The organism is Brevundimonas sp. 357, assembly GCF_003938605.1.
GTDB lineage: Bacteria > Pseudomonadota > Alphaproteobacteria > Caulobacterales > Caulobacteraceae > Brevundimonas.
In genome coordinates, this window is the sequence record NZ_RHWX01000016.1 from 1 (window position 1) to 18,312 (window position 18,312).

The window sequence follows — 18,312 nt, forward strand, 5'->3', positions numbered from 1 at the left end:
TCCGCTCCTTCCCAGCCAGGGAAATCTCAGCGGAAAACTCTAACGTCCGGTGATCCAGTTTTCGGGGAGCAGATCACATCGTCTTCACGCCGAAGGAGATAGCCCTTGGGACGCGCTCTGACGATTTAAATGTGCGTGCGGATGGGGCGAGCCGGATAACGGGGGAATGAAACGTGCAGTGGTTGACCTAACGTCCCTTGGGGTTCATTGGCCCCCGTTACACAGCGTGATCAGCTTATTGCGTGACGGCGACGACAGATCGCTGCGCGCAGCTTCAGGAGAGCAAGACGTGACGCAATCGATTCCCGGACTCCATCCGGCGCCGACCGAACACAAGGGCCTCGTCGCCTGGGTGGAGCAGATCGCCGCCCTGACCAAGCCTGACCGTGTTCACTGGTGCGACGGCTCGGCCGCCGAGAAGTCCGCCATCGTCGCCGATCTGATCGGCAAGGGCACGCTGAAGGAGCTGGATCAGGCCAAGCGCCCCGGCTGCTACTACGCCGCCTCGGACCCCAAGGACGTGGCTCGCGTCGAGAGCCGCACCTTCATCTGTTCCGAGGACGCCGCCGACGCCGGTCCGACCAACAACTGGTCCGACCCGGTTGAAATGCGCGTCCGTCTGGACGGCCTGTTCGACGGCTGCATGAAGGGCCGGACGATGTATGTCGTTCCGTTCTGCATGGGGCCGTTGGGCTCCAAGATCTCCGCCCTGGGCGTCGAGATCACCGACAGCGGCTATGTCGCCGTGTCGATGGGCGTCATGACCCGCATGGGCAAGGGCGCGCTGGACATGCTGGGCGCCGACGGCGTCTTCGTCCCCGCCGTTCACACCCTGGGCGCGCCGCTGGCCGAAGGTCAGGCCGACGTGGCATGGCCCTGCAACGACGACAAGTGGATCGTCCACTTCCCTGAGACCCGCGAAATCTGGTCCTACGGCTCGGGCTACGGCGGCAACGCCCTGCTGGGCAAGAAGTGCTACGCCCTGCGCATCGCCTCGATCATGGCCCGCGACGAGGGGTGGCTGGCCGAGCACATGCTGATCCTCAAGCTGACCAGCCCCGAAGGCGTGTCCAAATATGTGGCCGCTGCCTTCCCGAGCGCCTGCGGCAAGACCAACCTGGCCATGCTGCAACCGGCGCTGGACGGCTGGAAGGCCGAGACGGTCGGCGACGACATCGCCTGGATGCGCTTCGGCGACGACGGTCGTCTGTATGCAGTGAACCCGGAAGCGGGCTTCTTCGGCGTGGCGCCGGGCACCAGCCGCAACACCAACAAGAACGCGCTCGAGACCCTGACGCGCGACACCATCTTTACCAACGTGGCTCTGACCGCTGACGGCGACGTCTGGTGGGAAGGCCTGTCGAAGGAAGCGCCGGAAGGCCTGACCAACTGGAAGGGCCAGCCGCACGATCCGGCTTCGGGCGAGCCTGCGGCGCACCCGAACTCGCGCTTCGCCGTCTGGGCCGGTCAGTGCCCGTCCATCGCGCCGGAGTGGGAAGACCCCGCGGGCGTGCCGATCGACGCCATCCTGTTCGGCGGCCGCCGCGCCTCGGCCGTGCCGCTGGTGACGGAAGCCTATGACTGGGAGCACGGCGTCTTCATGGGCTCGACCGTGGCCTCCGAAGGCACCGCCGCGGCCGAGAACAAGGTCGGCGAGCTGCGCCGCGACCCCTTCGCCATGCTGCCGTTCTGCGGCTACAACATGGGCGACTACTTCGGCCACTGGCTGAAGATGGGCGAGAAGGCCGATGCGTCGAAGCTGCCGCGCCTGTTCTTCGTCAACTGGTTCCGCAAGAACGACGAAGGCAAGTTCGTCTGGCCGGGCTTCGGCGACAACGCCCGCGTGCTGAAGTGGATCGTGGAGCGTCTGGAAGGCCAGGCCGAGGCCGTCGACACCCCGGTCGGCCGCGTGCCGTCCAAGGCCGCGCTGGACCTGTCGGGTCTGACGCTGACCGACGCGGATCTGAAGATCCTGCTGGACGTGGACGCCGAGGTCTGGACCGAGGAAGCCGCCATGATCCCCGCCTTCTACGAGAAGTTCGGCGATCGCCTGCCCAAGGCCCTGTGGGGCCAGCACGCCGCCCTGACAAAGCGTCTGGAAGAGGCGCGCGCGGCCAAGCTGGCGGCTGAATAAAAGACCGTCCTCAACGGTTGAAATCGGGGCGCGGGAGGTCGAAGGACTTTCCGTGCCCCTTTTCAATTCTCCTGAACCCTCCTTCGACGCCGTGGTCATCGGCGCGGGCGCTTTGGGCCTGTGCGCGGCGGCGGAGCTGAGGCTGCGCGGACGCCGCGCGGCGGTGGTCGATCCGGGCGGCGTCAACGCCTCAGCCGTGGCGGCGGGCATGATCGCGCCCGCCATGGAATGCGCCATCGACGATCTGTCGCTGGGAGCGGCTCAGGTGTTGCGCCGCGCGCGCGACCTGTGGCCTGCCTTCGCCGAAGCGACGGGCGTGCGCCTGTATGGCGATCTGGCGGAATGGCGCGGCGGCGATGTCGCCGAACTGGCGGCGCGGATGAAGACGCTGGGATTTCAGCATCAATACGACGCCGCCTCGGCGCGCCTGACCACGCATGAGGACGCCAAGGTCGATCCGCCTCAGGCGCTGACGGCGCTGGCGCAGGGACTCACGGTGATCGAGGCGCGGGCGCTGCGTGCGTCGCCGGACGGGCAGGGCTGGCGGGTCGAGACGACGACGGGCGCCGTGCGCGCCGATCATCTGATCCTGGCCACGGGCGCCGATCCGGCGCTGGAGGGCCTGCCGCCCGAAGCGTGCGCGGCCGTCGCCTGCATCGCCCCCATTCGCGGCCAGATCGGTCTGGTGAAGGAGAGGCTGGTCGATCACGTCGTGCGCGGGCCGGGCTCCTATGTCGCGCCGATGGGCGAAGGCAGCGTGATCGGGGCGACGATGGAGGCGGGCGAGCGCTCGGTGACGCCCGACGCCGCGCGCTGCGAAGCCATGCTGGCCGCCGCATGGAAAATCCTGGCCCAGACGCCGCGTCCTCTGACGATCGACTGGCGCGCGGGGGTGCGGGGGACGGCTCCGGACGGCCTGCCGATGGCGGGGCGGGTCGCGCCGGGTCTTCATGTCGCGCTGGGGCCGCGCCGCAACGGCTGGCTGCTGGGGCCGCTGGTCGGCGCCGTCGTCGCCGACGCGACAGAGGGCCGGCCCGTCGCCGAGCCGACCCTCCATCCCTCGCGGTTCGTCTAGTCCTTGGGCAGGTCGAAGCGGATGGCCATGGTGACGCGCGCGCCGTCGACGGCCTGTCCGTCCACCGTGCGCGGGCTGAGGCGGAAATAACGGCTCAGGCTCACCGCCGCCCGCCCGAAGCCCTGATTGCCGGGTGTTTCCGAGGTGACGGAACAGCCGGTCAGGCTGCCGTCCACCCGCACCAGACAGGACAGTTCCGCCACGCCGCCGATCCCGCGCGCCTCAGCCGCCGAGGGGTAGGCGCGCATCAGTTGATCCGCCGTCGGTTTGCGCACCCAGTCGGGCTGGGTGATGACGGGAACGGGCTTCGGCGGTTCGGGCGTGACCTTAGTTCCCGTCGAAGGCTCGGCCGCCGGTTCCGTCAGGTTGATGGCCGGGCCGGCGTCATGGCTGACGACGGGGGCGACCGGAACCTCCAGCGGGGCGACGTTGCTGGGCATGACCTGCGCCGGTCGATGGATCGGCGGCGTCGGCGCGGGGGAAGCCTTGGGCGGCGTCTCTGGCTTGGGCGGCAGCGGCGGCCGGATCAGATCAATGACGGTAGGCGGCGTCTCGGCGGGCGCGGGCGGGATGTCGGCCCGTTCAAAGCGTTGCTGATACAACCAGACGCCGGCGCCGACGTGCGCCAGAGCCGAGGCGCCGATCATCGCCCACACCCATCGGGGCAGGGGCTTCTTGCGTTGCTGGAAGTCGAGGGGGCTGACCACGCCGTGGCCCCCGGCGATACGCATCATCATGACTTACGCGCCTCCTGTCGCAGGCCCTCCCCAGCACCCACGGAACGAAGTTCGCGCTTCGCTTGCGGCCTTATTGTGGCGCTTGGAATTGTTAACGGCGGCGGCGTTGCGTTAAGGTTTCGTTTACCGAGGTTAGCGACCGTTCACACATGACCGTGAAAGCGATTCCATCATCCGGCGGCGTGGAGGCGGCCATTCGGCGCGCCTCGACCTCGACGGGCGTGGACTTCGATTTCCTGATGAAGACCGCGCGCCGCGAAAGCGCGATGAACCCCAATGCGCGGGCGCCCACGTCCTCGGCGTCGGGCCTGTTCCAGTTCATCGAGCAGACCTGGCTGGGCACGGTGAAGCGGCACGGCGCCAAGCACGGCTACGGCCAGTACGCCGACCTGATCTATCAGGGCGGCGACGGGCGCTGGCAGGTGCGCGGCTCGGCCCGCAACGTCGTGCTGGATCTGCGCTTCGATCCTCAGGCCGCTTCGACCATGGCGGGGGAACTGACAGCTTCGAACGCGGCCTATCTGCGCGGACGTACAGGACGTGAGCCGAACGGCGGCGACCTGTATGCGGCTCACTTTCTGGGTCCGGCGGGCGCAGCCAAGTTGATGGAGGCCATGCAGTCGCGGCCCCAGTCCAGCGCGGCGGCCCTGTTCCCCGAGGCGGCCTCGGCGAACCGCTCCATCTTCTATCGCAACGGCCGCCCGGCGTCGGTGGCCGAGGTGCATGCCAATCTGCAGCGCACAGCAGGCGAGGCCGCGCCCGCCGCCGGCGCCGGTAGCGTGAAACCCGTTCCCGAGTTGGGCGATAAGGAGCGCGCCTTGGCCGCGCGTCTGGACCGTCTGAAGCAGGATCAAAGCCTGTTGGCCTTGCTGCTGGGCCAGGACGGGCGGGGAGCGGGCGGCGGCTTTGGCGGCGCCTATGGCCCGCCGCCGAACAAGCCTGGCTGAAGACCTTTGTTCCGCCTTATTCCTAACGGGGCCTTAACTATGTAACGCTATGAGTGACGATTGATTCTTCGCCGCTCTGAGCTTCATCCATGACCGCCTACCGCGCCCGACTGACGGAAAGCGACATCAGGCGCCTGATCAAGTCCGACGTCGAGGACGATCGCGCGGCGGCGGCCCACAAGCTGTTCCGCAGCATCGATCGCATGGTGCTGGACGAGACGGAGCGCGCGGCGGCCAGGAAAATACTCAATGTCCTAGCCGCTGACACGGCTGAACTCGTGCGACGGGCCCTGGCCGTGACGCTGAAGGCGTCGGATTTGGTGCCACGTGAGGTGGCGCGTCGTCTGGCTGCGGATGTGGACAGCGTGGCTCTGCCTATCATCAACTGCTCGCCCGCCTTTTCCGATGACGACCTGATCGAGATCGTGCGCGCCGGATCGGCCGTCCGTCAGGCGGCTGTGGCGTCGCGTTCACGCGTGCCGCGCGACGTAGCGACGGTCCTGGCCGCCGAGGGGCGACAGGAAGCGGTTCTGGCCCTGGCGGCCAACGACAACGCAGACCTTTCCGAACACGCCCTGGGCCTGGTGGTCGACCGCTTTGGTCACGCATCCGAGGTGGTGTCGGCCCTGGCCTATCGTCAGGTGCTGCCTTTGTCCGTGACCGAACGCCTGGTGGTCCTGGCTTCGGACGCAGCGCGCGAGCATCTGGTCACGCGCCACGCCCTGGCGCCGGAAACGGCCATCCAGTTCGCCGACTTCGCGCGTGAGCGGGTGACGGTGGATCTGATCGATCAGGCCCGGGTGGCTGTGGATCTGCCGGAATTCGTCGCCCGCTTGTACGGCCGCAAGGCGTTGACGCCGTCGCTACTGCTGCGCGCTCTGGCGCGGGGGCAGATGGCCTTGTTCGAGCATGCTCTGGCGGAGCTGGCGGGCACGCCGCATCACCGCGCCTGGCTGATGGTGCACGATGCAGGTCCGCTGGGGCTGAAGGCGCTCTATGACCGTGCAGGAATGCCGCCACGTCTGTTCCAGGCCTTCCGCTCCGGCGTCGACACCTGGCGTATGCTTCAGGCCGAGGGCGGCGACACCTCGGGCGAAGCCTTCCGCCAGCGTATGCTGGAACGCTTCCTCAGTCAGCGCCCGGACGCCGCACGCGAAGATCTGGCCTATCTGATGGAGCGCTTGGATCGTCCGGCGCCTGAAGCTCTGGCCGCTATCGGCGCCGCATAGAAAAAAGGGCGCCCAGTGGACGCCCTCTCATCGATGCTGCTTGAGGCGGATTTTAACCCAGGTGCTCGGCCACGCGCGCTTCCAGCGCCTCGGCGAGGTCGCGGCCGACCGGGTGTTCATCCGTCTGAATCTCGTCACGCACCACGGCCTTGATGGCGTCGATATGGGCGTCGATGACGGGCAGAGGCGCCTTCATCCGCTTGTCGGCGTCGTCCAGCATCCGACACAACGATCCGGCGATGCGCGTCACCAGCGGGTATTGATAGGTCGTCCCCAGGCCCTTCAGATCGTGCGCGCGGAAATACAGCGCCTCGGCGGTTTCGGTGGTGTAGCCCTTGGTGCGGATGTCGGCCTGGGTCTGATCCAGCTTGGCCACTTCATCCTGAAGCCACTGACCGAACTGGGCCGACATGGCTTTAAGGGCCTCTTCGGCCTTGGCGATGGCGTTGGCGTCGATACCGCCGAAGCCGCCGCCGACCTTGGCGCGAAGGGCGTTGGGCGGACGAAAGACGTTGGAAGAATTGCTCACGGGCCGGACTCCTGAACTGTAAAATCCAATGTGCCGCGAGAGTTCTAAAAAACCGTGACGTTTCAGGCGGCGAACTGTTCGGCCATGACGCGTTCTTCATAGGATCGCCCTGCGTCGAACAGCATGGTCAGGGCGATATCGCGTCGCTCGCGCACTTCGACCCGTGTCACGCGCCGCACCTCGAAGTTGTCCGCCGTGGCGCTGACGGGTCGTTTGTCGGCCTCCAGTACGTCGAACCGCACCCTTGCCGTGTGCGACAGCAGCGCCCCGCGCCAGCGCCTGGGGCGGAAGGCGCTGATCGGCGTCAGCGCCAGGCTGGGCGCGTCCAGCGGAATGATCGGCCCGTGAGCCGATAGATTATAGGCGGTCGATCCCGCGGGTGTCGCGACCAGGCAACCGTCGCAGGTCAATTCCTCCAACCGCACCTTGTCGTTGATGCTGATACGCAGCTTGGCGCTCTGGCGGGTCTGACGCAGCAGGGAGACTTCATTGACCGCCAGGCCGCTGTGGACCTGGCCGCTCTCGGTCCAGGCGTCCATCTGCAGGGGGTGAAGGACGGTTCGATCCGCCTGGATCACCCGCTCCAGCAGATCGTCTTCCTCATAGTCGTTCATCAGGAAGCCGACTGAGCCGCGATTCATCCCATAGACGGGTGTCTGAAGTTGCAGGTTGTTGTGAAGCGTTTCCAGCATGAAGCCGTCGCCGCCCAGGGCCACGATGACTTCGGCCTCCGTCACGGGAACTGAGCCGTAGCGTTCGCTCAGTCTCAGGCGCGCCTCCTCGGCTTCGGGCCGATCGCTGGCCAGGAAGGTGAGGGCGGTGGGGCGGAAAGGCTGGGTCACGCGCCTAGGCAAGCGGAGCCGAGGCCGCGTGTCAAACGGGACGACCGTCTTCGGGCGCCATCAGCAGCTGGAATTCATAGGCCGCCTGCGCTGCTGAACGCTCGGCCAGGCGCCAGGCGCCGCCATCAGGGTCATGAGGGAAGCCAGCATTCATTCGTCGTACCTCGCTGAGCACGGCGGGGAAGGCGGCGCGGTCCAGCCCGGCTGCGGTGCAAGCCAGAAATAACGGTCGAGCCGTGTCGGCCCGCAGCGCACGGCGCACCTGATCCAAGTCTAGCCTTCCCAGGCGGCTCAGGGCGTGGATAAAGACCTCCAGCCGATCATCGCGCAGGGCGCGGATCAGGGTGGCGGGGCGAAGCTGGTCGGCGGCCTGGAGCTTGGCGACCAGACGGGCGGCGGCGATATCTGGGGACGTGGCTTCCCGGGCGGCGGCCCGGGCCGCTTCAGCCAGGCGGGCGGGGTCCAGGGTGAAGCGTTCCATGATCGCCTGGCGCAGGGCCTCGCCCACCCACTGATACAGGCGTGCGCCCAGGTCAGGCGTCATGTGCGGGTGGCGAGACAGCGGCGCGCGTAAAGCCGCCAGTTCACGCGCCCGGTCCACCAGGCGGCTCATATCCTCGGCATCCAGCGCCGCCGTGCGGTTGGAGGCCAGAGCCGTCAACACGGTCGGATCGTCGGCCTTGAGGATGGCGCGGGCGACGGCGACGCTCAGGCCGGGGCGCAGGGCGATCTGCACTTGGTGATCCAGCGACGTCTGGGCCAGCAGTTTCAACAGGTCGTCGTCCTGCAAAAGCGGACTGGCGGCGATGACGGGACGGGCGATCTCTATGGCGTCGGCGGCCAGCATCCGCACCAGGCCGGGCGGCGCCCAGTCGGCGTCAGCCAGGCGCTCGGACAGGGCCCGGCGGATGTCGGCTTCGGCCGCTCGGACCAGGGCGATGAAGGCGTCGGCCAAGGCTGAGGGGGCGCGGTCGCTCCCGCCGACCGAGCGGTACAAGTCGGCCACCCCGATCACCAGTCCGCGTTGGCGTTCGGGCGGCTGGCCCTTCGCCAGATCGACCAGTTGCTCAAGACTGCTCAAGGGCAGAGCGCCCGGCCCGTCGAACGTCACAGTCGTGGACTCCACGGCGCTCCTCGCGGAAATTCAGTCTGCCTCTGCGGCGAACGCATCATGGGGCGGCGCGATGAAAACAGGGTTAATGAAGTCTTGGGAAAAGCGCCGTTCCGCTTGACGACGCCGGCTGTCGGGGAGACGCTTCACATGAACGCTGATCAGGGGAGTGGTCATGGCGGACGGCATGAGCGGGGCGCCCTCTTTGCAGGGACGAGTGTCAGAGGACGAATGGCGCACGCGCGTCGAGCTGGCGGCCCTTTATCGATTGGTGGCGCTGCATGGGTGGGACGACATGATCTTCACCCATATATCGGCCCGCGTGCCGGGACTGGAGCATCACTTTCTCATCAATCCCTACGGCTGGTATTTCGATGAGATTACAGCCTCTTCCCTGGTGAAGGTCGATCTGGAGGGCAATATCGTCCAAGACACGACCAGCTTTATCAACCCGGCCGGCTTCACCATTCACTCAGCGATTCATGCGGCGCGCGAAGAGGCGCATTTCGTCATCCACCTGCACACGGTGAACGGCGTCGGCGTCGCGGCGCAGGAGGACGGCCTGTTGCCGATCAGCCAGAACGCCTGTCTGTTGCAACATCAGGTCGCCTATCACGGCTATGAAGGTCTGGCGCTGAACCACGACGAGCGTGAGCGGCTGGTGGCGGATCTGGGCGACAAGTCCCTGATGTTGCTGCGCAATCATGGCACCCTAGCGGTGGGGAACACGGCGGCCCAAGCCTGGGTGGGGATCTTCTTCCTGGAACGCGCCTGCGCTCAGCAGGTGGCGGCCCTGTCGGCGGGGCGCGACAATGTCCTGATCGCGCCGGACGCGGCCCAGGCCGAAACGAAGGAGCAAGGACGCGGCATCGGCTTCGTCTCTTCGCTGGCCTGGCCTGGGGCCCTGCGCCAGCTTCAGCGAAAATCGCCCGGCTACGACGTGTGAGGCCGCTGGGGGGCGGACTTCGGGGAGGGGGGATCGGCCTGCTGGCGGGCCTGACCCTGCTTGCGACCGGACAGCCCGCATGCGCAGGCGCCTGGAACCTGCCCAAGGGCCAGGGGCAGGCCATTCTCAAGTATGAGAGCATACGCGCGGATGAGGCCTTTTCGCCCGACGGCGATCGGGTCAACCTGCCGGGCGATCGTCGTGACAGCGCGGCCTCCCTTCTGGTCGAATACGGGCTGGATGAGCGTTTCACCCTGCAGATGAAGGGAGAGTGGCAGGGCGGGCGCGACGCCTTCGTCGACTATCAGGGACGCGGCCCGCTAGAGATCGGCGTCCGCTGGCAGGCGTATCGCGACGCGCGCAACGTCGCCGCAGTCTATGTCGGCTATGCACACGGCGGCGAGGGCCGCAACGCCGGCTACGCTGCGCCCGGCGCAGGCGATCACGACTGGGAGGCGCGTCTGCTGGCGGCCCGCAATTTCGGCGTGGACGGGCGGGGCGGTTTCATCGAGGCTCAGGCGGCTCGGCGCTGGCGCTCCGGCTTGCCCGACGAGACGCGGCTCGACCTGACGGCGGGCGCGCCTCTGTCCCCTGGCTGGATGCTGTTGGGTCAGGCCTATGCGGGGGCGGCGGACGACGGCGGGGCGCGTTGGCTGTCGCTGGAAACCTCGGTCGTGCGGCGACTCGGCGACTGGAGCCTGCAGGCGGGTTGGCGCACCGCCGTCGCAGGTCGCGAAACTCCTGCGGGACAAGGCCCCGTCATCGGAATCTGGCGACGTTTCTAGCGCGAAATTCCGCGACGGAATCCGAGCATAGCCTCGTTACAGATACGTTATTTGCGTAACGGCGATGACCCGCTAAGCGGGGCGCTTGTTGTCGGGGAGACTGCGTCGCGTGTTCAAACGCCATTTTTTCATAATCGCTGCGGCCTGCGTACTGGGGCTGATGATCGTGGCGGCGGTCGCCAAGATCGCGTTCAGCGACGGCGGCGCAGGTGATCGCAAGGGACCGGGAGGCCAGGGCGGTCGCGGCCAGGTGGTCGAGGAAGTCACCGCTCAGAGACGTGAGTTCGCTGACCAGATTCGCGTTCTGGGCGTGGCGCGCAGCCGTCGCTCGGTCAACATCACCTCAAACACCGCCGAATTGGTGACGCGCGTCATGTTCACTGATGGTCAGCGCGTGAACGCCGGAGCGCCCCTGGTCGAACTTCAGGCGCGCGAGGAAGACGCCGACCTGATCCGCGCCCGCGCCCAGCTGGAGAACGCCCAGCGCGAGTATGATCGTTACCGTATCCTGGCTGAACGCGGCGTTGCGCCGCGCGTCATGGCCGAAACGTCGGAAACAGCGCTGAAGACCGCCCAGGCGGCTCTAGCGGCGTCGGAAGCTCGTCGCGGCGACCGCATCCTGCGCGCGCCCTTTACGGGCGTTCTGGGTCTGACGACGGTCACGCCGGGCACGCTGATCTCGCCCGGTTCGGTCATCACCACCCTGGATGACGTCAGCGCCGTCCGCGTCGATTTCCCGCTGCCTGAGCGGTACCTCGGCATCCTGCCGGTCGGCGCGCCGATCACGGCCACCTCCGACGCCTTCCCCGGCGAAGCGTTCAACGGCCGGATCGCCTTGCTGGACACCCGCGTCAATGAGCAGACGCGCGCGGTCATCGCCCGCGCGGAGTTCCCCAACACCGGTAACCGCATTCGTCCCGGCATGATGATGCGCGTCGCCGTGCACCAGGGCCGCCGCCAGACCCTGGCCGTGCCTGAGGCGGCCGTTCAATATGAAGGTCAGGGCGCTTTCGTGTATCGCATCGCGCGTGGCGAGGCGGGCGCGACCGCCCAGCGCGTCGAGGTTCAAACCGGCGCCGTCGAGGGCGGTTTCGTCGAGATCGTTTCAGGCCTGACGAACAATGACCGCATCGTCGCATCGGGTCTGAACCGCATCCAGCCGGGCGCCCCCGTCACCGTTGAAGGCGCCGAAGGCCGGCAGCGCGGCGCTCCAGCCAAGGGCGGCGCCCGCGCGCCGCAGGCGGCCCGCCCATGATGCTGTCTGATGTTTCGGTTCGGCGTCCCGTCTTTGCGGCGGTGGCGGCCATTGTCCTGTGCGTCATCGGCGCGGCGGCCTTCTTCTTCCTGCCGGTGCGGGAACTGCCGGACGTGGACCCGCCGGTCGTCTCGGTCAGCACCAACTACGCCGGCGCCTCGGCCGAGGTGATCGAGAGCCGGATCACTGAACCGATCGAGCAGCAGATCGCCGGCATCCAGGGCGTCGAGCGCATCAACTCGACCAGTCGCGACGGCCGTTCCAGCGTCAACATCGAGTTCTCGCTGGACCGCAACATCGATGACGCAGCCAATGACGTGCGCGACCGCATCTCGCGCGTGCTGGGTCGTCTGCCGGACCAGGCGGATCCGCCGGAAGTGGCCAAGGCCGATTCCGACAGCCAGCCGATCATGATCATGTTCCTGCGCTCCACCACCATGGATCGGATGGAGCTGACGGATTACGCCCGTCGCTATCTGGTGGACCGTTTCGCCACCGTGCCGGGCGTGGCCCAGGTGAATATCTTCGGTGAGCAACGCTACGCCATGCGCATCTGGCTGGATGCGGGGGCCATGGCGGCGCGCGGGCTGACCGTCACCGATGTCGAAACCGCCCTGAATAACCAGAACGTCGAACTGCCCGCCGGCGCGCTTGAATCGGCGCAGAAGGACTACACCGTCCGCGTGGCGCGCAACTACGCCGACCCCGCCGATTTCGCTCAACTGCCCATCGGCACGCGCGGCTCGGCCTCGACGGCCACGGGCGCGCAGGCGTCCGGCACCCTGGGCGCGGCCTCGGCGGCCATGACCAACGGCGTCACGGGCGCCCTGATCGGCAATGCCGCCTACGTCACTCGTCTGGGGGACATCGCCCGCATTGAGGAAGCGCCGGCGGAGGCTCGCCGCCTGTTCCGAGGCAACGGGATTGATCAGATCGGTCTGGCCGTGACTCGTCAGGCCCAGTCCAACGATCTGCAGATCTCCGAAGGCGCGCGCAAGCTGATGGAAGAGATCGCGCCCAGCCTACCGCCCGGCACGACGCTGGAGGTCGGGTCCGACAACTCGGTCTTCACCTCGCACGCCATTGACGAGGTCTGGATCACCATCGGCATCTCCATGGCCCTGGTGGCCTTGGTCAACTTCATCTTCCTGGGCAGCCTGAGGGCGGCGATCATTCCATCGGTGGTGGCGCCTATCTGTTTGCTGGCGACGTTTATCGTCCTTGCGCCGCTGGGCTTCTCGCTGAACCTGCTGACGCTGCTGGCCCTGGTGCTGGCCATCGGCCTAGTCGTCGATGACGCCATCGTGGTGGTCGAGAACATTCAACGCCGCCTGGACCACGGCGAGCCTCCGCTGGTGGCCGCCGAGCGCGGGGCGCGTCAGGTCTTCTTCGCCGTTGTGGCGACGACGGTGGTCCTGCTGTCGGTGTTCGCGCCGCTGCTGTTCCTACCGGGCTACGTCGGCCGTCTGTTCGTGGAGCTGGCCGCCGCCATCGCCGCGGCCGTGGCCTTCTCCGCCTTCTTGGCGCTCAGCCTGTCGCCCATGCTGGCGTCTAAGATCCTGAAGCCGGCTCACACCGGCGGCTGGGTGGCGCGGCGCGTGGATGCGGGCATGGATGCGTTGAAACGGTCCTATGCGGCTTCGCTGGACGCCTTGCTGGGCCGTCGGATCGCTGTTGGCGGCATGGCGGCCCTGATCGTCCTGGTCGCTGCGGGAGCCACAGGCATCTTCCTGCATCTGCCCAATGAACTGGTGCCGAACGAGGACCGGGGTCGCGTAACCCTGCGGATCGCCGGACCGGAAGGTACGGGCTTCGACTACACTCGACAGATCATGTTGGGTCTAGAGCCTATCCTGGCCGAATACCGCGACAGCGGAGAGGCGGCGAATTTCCTGATCTCGGCGCCGGGATTCGGCGGTTCCGGTTTCAGCTCGGGCAGCGCTGTCGTGAATCTGGCCGACTGGGCCGAGCGCGACCGCTCTGCCGATGAGATCGCTCAGGAGCTGAACGGCAAGCTGCGCAACCAGACCGGCGCCCAGGTCAACGCCTCGACACCGGGCGCCTTCCAGCGCGGCGGCGGCAACTCCAACTCGGTCGAGATGGTCGTCACGGGGTCGGAATACGCCGCCATCTACAACTGGCTGCAGCCCATCCTGGCGGCGGCGCAGGAAAACCCCGGCTTCTCGCGTCCGCGCCTGAACTATGAGCCGAACGCGCCACGCCTGTTGGTCGACGTCGATCCGCAGAAGGCGGCCGCCCTGGGCGTCTCCTCGCAACAGATCGGCCGCACGCTGGAAACCATGTTCGGCTCGCGTCGCGCGACGACCTACATCAAGGGCGGTCAGGAGTACGACGTCATCCTGCAGACCGAGCGCGACAACCGCCGCGAAGTGACGGACCTGGAGTCGCTCTATGTCTCGACCGGCACGGCGCAACTGGTGCCGCTGTCGGCGGTGGTCACGACCAAGACCTCGGGCGATACGCCGGATCGTCGTCGCCTGGATCGCCAGCGGGCCATCACCCTGGCGGCCGACCTCAACCCCGGCACGACCATCGACGACGCGGTGCAATTCCTGAACGCCGAAGTCGCCAAGCAGCCGCAAGGCGTGACCAATATCCGCTGGGGCGGCGCCGCTCGCGATCAGCAGGAGGCGGGCAGCGCCGTGGGCTGGGCCTTCGCCCTGGCCCTGCTGCTGGTCTTCCTGGTGCTGGCGGCCCAGTTTGAGAGCTGGATCACCCCGGCGGTCATCATGCTGACGGTGCCTCTGGCGGCGGCGGGCGGGCTGTTCGGTCTGCTGATGGCGGGCTCCAGCCTGAACATCTACAGCCAGATCGGCCTGATCATTCTGATCGGCGTCGCGGCCAAGAACGGCATCCTGATCGTCGAGTTCGCCAACCAACTGCGCGATCAGGGGCGGAGCATCCGCGAGGCCATCATCGAGTCCTCGTCGCTGCGTCTGCGTCCGATCATCATGACCTCGATCGCCACCGCCTTCGGCGCCCTGCCGCTGGTGCTGTGGCAAGGGGCGGGGGCGGGCAGCCGTCAGACCATCGGCGTGGTGATCTTCACCGGCGCCATGTTCGCGACGGTGCTGACCCTGTTCGTGGTGCCGGTGATCTATGGCGTGTTGGCGCGCTTCACCAAGTCGCCGGAATACACCGCCCGCAAGATCGAGGAATGGGAGGCGCAGGAGAAGCGCGACGGCCTCGAACCGGACATGAGCCCGGCGGAGTAACGGAATGGCTTCCTTCTCCCCTTGTGGGAGAAGGTGGCTGCCGAAGGCAGACGGATGAGGGCTGTCGGCACGGCGCCAAGAAGGCTGAAGAGGTTTGCGCCCAGCAACCCCTCATTCGACCTCGCTCCGCTCGGCCGCCTTCTCCCGCAAGGGGAGAAGGAAGATGTCATTCGCCGGTCGGCTTGAACCCCGTCTCGACTTTTAGGAAGGCGATCACGTCACGGCGGTCCGTGGCGTCGGGCAGGCCGGCGAAGCTCATCTTGTTGCCGGGCAGGAAGGTGCGCGGGTTCTGCAGCCAATGGTCCAGGGTCTCGGCGTCCCAGGTGAAGCCTGCCGTCCGCATGGCGTGGGAATAGCTGTATTTATCGCGCGCACCCGCCTTGCTGCCGAAGACGCCATAGAGGTTGGGCCCCGTCATGTTCGGCCCGCCTGGCGTGATGGTGTGGCACGAACGGCAGCGGGCGAAGGCGCGGCGGCCGTTCTCCAGGTCCGCCTGGTCGTAAGGGGCGGGCAGGGACGCCAGCAGGGCGGCTTTCTCGGCCTCGGTCGGCGCGGGGGGGTTGGGCGCTTCGGCCGCGCTGGTCCCTGAACCTTCGGCGCCCTGGCCGCAGGCCGCGAGGCCCAGAGAGACTGTTAGCGCGACAGCCAACGCGGCGGCCGGGCCGGGCGTGCGGCGGATCGTGGGGAAGGACGAAAGATGGAACATGACGCACTCCTTGGCCGAGGGTCATGCTTTAGCCCATGAGGGCGCCGTCGCAATGGACAGCTTGTCCAAGCCAGGGCGTCAGCGCCCGGTGGTCAGCTTCACCACGATGTGGGCGGTGGTGTCGATGATGGCTTCCGGCGTATCGGCGCGGCGCATCAGTTCGAAGCCCGCCGCAACGGATTCCACCAGGTTCGCCGTCTCATAGGAAGTCAGGCGGGGATTGAGCCCCTCGGGATGCAGGCCGCTGGCGTGGGCCTGGGCGATGCGGCGCTCCAGCGCCAGGTGCAGGCGCCGCAGGCGGCGGATGCGGCTCTCGGCGAAGGCGGGCTCGCCCATGTCGGCCAGCATGTGCTCGACCCGCAGCACCGGCCCGTGGTCGCTCCACAGGCCCAGCACCTCCAGCACATAGGCGCGGGCGGCCTCGAAGGCGCGTTCGCCGGACCAGTCGGCGTGGATGTGTGCCGCCAGTCGTTGAAAGTCCTCGCCCGCCTCTTCGCACAGCAGCAGCAGGCCTTCCTCGACCGAGGCGAAGTAGGTGTAGAAGGTCGGCGCTGATACGCTCGCCGCCGCCGCCACATCGGCCGGCCGGATTTCGCCCAGGTGCTTGCTGTTCAGCAGACTGCGCAGAGCGTCCAGCAGGGCGCGCCGGGTGCGGGCGCCCCGTGTTCGGATCCTGTGACCCAGCTTGTTGGTCGTCTCGGACATGTGGGAGGCGGCCGAAGTTGCGATGGAAACGGGCCGGAAAGGGGAGAAGGCGAAGGCCTAGCGGCTTCCGCCCTCTGCGACAAGCGCGACCCAAGTCGCGCTGGGTCTTCAGGCGCAGCTCAGCGTTCCGTTAGTTCAGGGCGCGGCATCTGGTGGTGGTGTTGTTCATGACCGGATCGTCGATCATGCAGATGACGTATCGGTCGCCGTTCGTGAGAATGAAAGAGAACGACTCTATATTGGGATTGGAGTTGAACACCTCGGTCTGATAGTGGGCGTGCGAGATGATCTTCCAGCCTGCATTCAGCAATTCGGTCATCGATTGAGAAAGCGGAATCCAATCGGTCGCGCGGTGCTGGGGATCGGGATCCGGAACCCTCTGCCGCCGTCCCTGGGCCTCGACCACAGTCGGAACCATCACGAGCAGAGCGAGCAGCAGGGTGAATTTTCGCATTCTTCATCCTCCCGGGCGGCAAGATCGGGGGCGGGAGACCGCAGGCCTCGCGCGCTGACGGAGGAGGGTAGCGTGAGGAATCGCGATCCGTCGATACGGAGAACGGCGTCGCATCTCGTGATGCGCGGGCCTGACCATCCTCATCCTGATCGGGAGAGGGTGGTGCCGGTTGCAGGAATCGAACCCGCGACCTTCGGTTTACAAAACCGCTGCTCTACCAGCTGAGCTAAACCGGCGTGGCCCGCCTTATGCTGGCGGAATCTGTTTGACGCAAGCACACTGATCGAATGCCCTCGCTGCCCTATCTCGCGCCCATCGTCATGCTGGCGCTGTCCAACGTCTTCATGACCTTCGGCTGGTATGGCCACCTGAAATTCGGGGCCAAGCCGCTGTGGATCGTCGTCCTGATCAGCTGGGGGATCGCCTTCTTCGAGTACTGGCTGGCCGTGCCCGCCAATCGCATCGGCCATCAGGTCTATTCAGCGGCCGAGCTGAAGACCATGCAGGAGGTGATCACCCTGCTGGTCTTCGCCGTATTCTCGGTCGTCTGGCTGGGCGAAAAGCTGACGGTGAATCACCTGATCGGCTTTGTGCTGATCGCGGGCGGCGCCTTCTTCATCTTCAAGGGGCCGCTCTGACGGGCAGTCAGGCCAGTTCGGCCGCGATCTTTGCGGCCAGCGTTTTCAGATGCTCGGCGTCGGCCATGGGGGCGTGACCGTGGCCCTTCATCGGACGGTCCGCCCAGCGGGGCACGATGTGGAAATGCAGATGGAAGACCGTCTGGCCGCCCGCGTCGCCGTTGAATTGCATCAGGCTGAGGCCCTCAGGCTTCAACGCCTTCTCGACCGCGCGGGCGGTGCGCTGGACGGCGGCGGTCAGTCGGGCCAGGGCCTGCGGCTCGATCTCCAGGATGTTGCGGGCGGTCGAGGTCTTGGACACGACCAGGACGTGGCCCTCGGACTGGGGAAACACGTCCATGAAGGCCAGGACGTCGTCGTCCTCCCACACCTTCACGCTGGGCATGTCGCCGCGCAGGATTTTGGCGAAGATGTTGTGCGGGTCGTAGGCGCCGTGAAGGCTCATGGGGGTCTCCTTCGGGGTAGGGCGATCAGCCTAGCAGGCGAAGTTGCCCGACGCACGGAGCCGAACGCCGCGATATGCGCTTATATGGTCAAGGTTCTTCAGTTGGAGGCGTCATGCTGGGTTTCATCGTTCAGGCCGTGGTCACGGCGATCGGCCTGTGGGCCTCGGCCAAGCTGGTGCCGGGGGTGGAGTTCACCTCGACCGGCTCGTTGATCGCGGCGGCGGTCATCCTGGGCGTGGTCAACGCCTTCGTGCGGCCGCTGATGGTGATCCTGACCCTGCCTCTGACCATCGTCACCTTCGGCCTGTTTCTGCTGGTGGTGAACGCCGCCATGATCGGGCTGACGGCCATGTTCCTGGGCGGCTTCGTGGTCGATGGCCTGTGGGCCGGGATCGGCGCGGCCATCGTCACCGGCGTGGTCAGCTGGATCGCCGGGGCTCTGTTCGGCGGCATGGACGAGCGGCGCTCATAAATTATCCGGGTAATATTGACGCGACAATATCATCCGGGTAATTTTTTCCTCACCAGAGCGAGGAC

Annotated in this window: 19 protein-coding genes and 1 tRNA gene; 10 read left to right on the forward strand and 10 right to left on the reverse strand. The window is 66.9% G+C overall.

Annotation, left to right across the window (positions count from 1 at the left end; all coding sequences use genetic code 11):
* The first annotated feature begins 289 nt into the window (after positions 1–289).
* Both EGK63_RS13665 and EGK63_RS13670 read left to right on the forward strand, forming a co-directional pair.
* Positions 290–2,134: a phosphoenolpyruvate carboxykinase (GTP) gene (locus EGK63_RS13665; RefSeq protein WP_125901958.1), complete on the forward strand. Its 1,845-nt coding sequence runs from the start codon at positions 290–292 to the stop codon at positions 2,132–2,134.
* A 52-nt stretch (positions 2,135–2,186) separates the two neighbouring features.
* The gene (locus tag EGK63_RS13670) at positions 2,187–3,209 is read left to right on the forward strand and encodes an FAD-binding oxidoreductase (RefSeq protein WP_243637696.1); all 1,023 of its coding nucleotides are present in this window, start codon (positions 2,187–2,189) and stop codon (positions 3,207–3,209) included.
* Here EGK63_RS13670 and EGK63_RS13675 read toward each other — a convergent pair.
* Entirely contained in the window at positions 3,206–3,946 is a 741-nt protein-coding gene (locus EGK63_RS13675) for a TonB family protein (RefSeq protein WP_125901959.1), read from the reverse strand. The genes EGK63_RS13670 and EGK63_RS13675 overlap by 4 nt on opposite strands.
* A 149-nt stretch (positions 3,947–4,095) precedes the next feature.
* Between EGK63_RS13675 and EGK63_RS13680 the strand changes: the two genes are divergently transcribed.
* Together EGK63_RS13680 and EGK63_RS13685 are read left to right on the forward strand one after the other, a co-directional pair.
* Entirely contained in the window at positions 4,096–4,893 is a 798-nt protein-coding gene (locus EGK63_RS13680) for a transglycosylase SLT domain-containing protein (protein WP_125901960.1), read from the forward strand.
* A gap of 89 nt (positions 4,894–4,982) precedes the next feature.
* A complete protein-coding gene (locus EGK63_RS13685) occupies positions 4,983–6,122 on the forward strand; it encodes a DUF2336 domain-containing protein (RefSeq protein ID WP_125901961.1) in 1,140 nt (379 codons plus the stop codon).
* Between the two features lie 52 nt (positions 6,123–6,174).
* Here EGK63_RS13685 and EGK63_RS13690 read toward each other — a convergent pair whose 3' ends face one another.
* The 4 genes from EGK63_RS13690 to EGK63_RS16550 form a co-directional block, all read right to left on the reverse strand.
* Positions 6,175–6,651: an Hpt domain-containing protein gene (locus tag EGK63_RS13690; RefSeq protein ID WP_125901962.1), complete on the reverse strand. Its 477-nt coding sequence runs from the start codon at positions 6,649–6,651 to the stop codon at positions 6,175–6,177.
* A 62-nt stretch (positions 6,652–6,713) separates the two neighbouring features.
* A complete protein-coding gene (locus EGK63_RS13695; RefSeq protein WP_125901963.1) occupies positions 6,714–7,493 on the reverse strand; it encodes an NAD kinase in 780 nt (259 codons plus the stop codon).
* Positions 7,494–7,524: 31 nt separating this feature from the next.
* Positions 7,525–8,619 carry a DUF2336 domain-containing protein gene (locus tag EGK63_RS13700; RefSeq protein ID WP_125901964.1) on the reverse strand — a complete coding sequence of 365 codons (1,095 nt, stop codon included), beginning with the start codon at positions 8,617–8,619 and terminating at the stop codon, positions 7,525–7,527.
* A gap of 18 nt (positions 8,620–8,637) precedes the next feature.
* Positions 8,638–8,781 carry a type II toxin-antitoxin system VapC family toxin gene (locus tag EGK63_RS16550; protein WP_165906617.1) on the reverse strand — a complete coding sequence of 48 codons (144 nt, stop codon included), beginning with the start codon at positions 8,779–8,781 and terminating at the stop codon, positions 8,638–8,640.
* On the opposite strand from EGK63_RS16550, the gene EGK63_RS13705 reads away from it, so the two are divergent.
* The 4 genes from EGK63_RS13705 (at position 8,780) to EGK63_RS13720 (ending at position 14,826) form a co-directional block, all read left to right on the forward strand.
* Positions 8,780–9,550 (forward strand): class II aldolase/adducin family protein, encoded by a 771-nt coding sequence (locus tag EGK63_RS13705; protein WP_125901965.1) that lies wholly within the window; start codon positions 8,780–8,782, stop codon positions 9,548–9,550. The two genes, EGK63_RS16550 and EGK63_RS13705, sit on opposite strands and share 2 nt — an antisense overlap.
* Complete coding sequence (locus EGK63_RS13710) at positions 9,547–10,335, forward strand: hypothetical protein (RefSeq protein ID WP_125901966.1); 789 nt, start codon at positions 9,547–9,549, stop codon at positions 10,333–10,335. The genes EGK63_RS13705 and EGK63_RS13710 overlap by 4 nt, the downstream gene beginning before the upstream one ends.
* Positions 10,336–10,444: 109 nt before the next feature.
* Positions 10,445–11,590: an efflux RND transporter periplasmic adaptor subunit gene (locus tag EGK63_RS13715; protein ID WP_125901967.1), complete on the forward strand. Its 1,146-nt coding sequence runs from the start codon at positions 10,445–10,447 to the stop codon at positions 11,588–11,590.
* Positions 11,590–14,826: an efflux RND transporter permease subunit gene (locus EGK63_RS13720; RefSeq protein WP_207896393.1), complete on the forward strand. Its 3,237-nt coding sequence runs from the start codon at positions 11,590–11,592 to the stop codon at positions 14,824–14,826. Before EGK63_RS13715 ends, EGK63_RS13720 begins: the two co-directional genes overlap by 1 nt.
* Positions 14,827–14,992: 166 nt before the next feature.
* On the opposite strand, the gene EGK63_RS13725 is transcribed toward EGK63_RS13720, so the two are convergent.
* The 4 genes from EGK63_RS13725 to EGK63_RS13740 form a co-directional block, all read right to left on the reverse strand.
* A complete protein-coding gene (locus EGK63_RS13725) occupies positions 14,993–15,532 on the reverse strand; it encodes a cytochrome c family protein (protein ID WP_125901969.1) in 540 nt (179 codons plus the stop codon).
* A gap of 78 nt (positions 15,533–15,610) precedes the next feature.
* Complete coding sequence (locus EGK63_RS13730) at positions 15,611–16,237, reverse strand: TetR/AcrR family transcriptional regulator (protein ID WP_125901970.1); 627 nt, start codon at positions 16,235–16,237, stop codon at positions 15,611–15,613.
* Positions 16,238–16,367: 130 nt separating this feature from the next.
* Positions 16,368–16,691, reverse strand: coding sequence for a hypothetical protein (locus EGK63_RS13735; protein WP_125901971.1), 324 nt, complete (start codon positions 16,689–16,691; stop codon positions 16,368–16,370).
* Positions 16,692–16,851: 160 nt separating this feature from the next.
* Positions 16,852–16,927: transfer RNA gene (locus tag EGK63_RS13740), tRNA-Thr, on the reverse strand.
* Between the two features lie 51 nt (positions 16,928–16,978).
* Here EGK63_RS13740 and EGK63_RS13745 point away from each other — a divergent pair.
* Positions 16,979–17,329 (forward strand): DMT family protein, encoded by a 351-nt coding sequence (locus EGK63_RS13745; protein ID WP_125901972.1) that lies wholly within the window; start codon positions 16,979–16,981, stop codon positions 17,327–17,329.
* 7 nt (positions 17,330–17,336) lie between these two features.
* On the opposite strand, the gene EGK63_RS13750 is transcribed toward EGK63_RS13745, so the two are convergent.
* Entirely contained in the window at positions 17,337–17,774 is a 438-nt protein-coding gene (locus EGK63_RS13750) for an HIT family protein (RefSeq protein WP_125901973.1), read from the reverse strand.
* A gap of 113 nt (positions 17,775–17,887) precedes the next feature.
* Between EGK63_RS13750 and EGK63_RS13755 the strand changes: the two genes are divergently transcribed.
* A complete protein-coding gene (locus EGK63_RS13755; protein ID WP_125901974.1) occupies positions 17,888–18,247 on the forward strand; it encodes a phage holin family protein in 360 nt (119 codons plus the stop codon).
* Positions 18,248–18,312 lie beyond the last annotated feature (65 nt).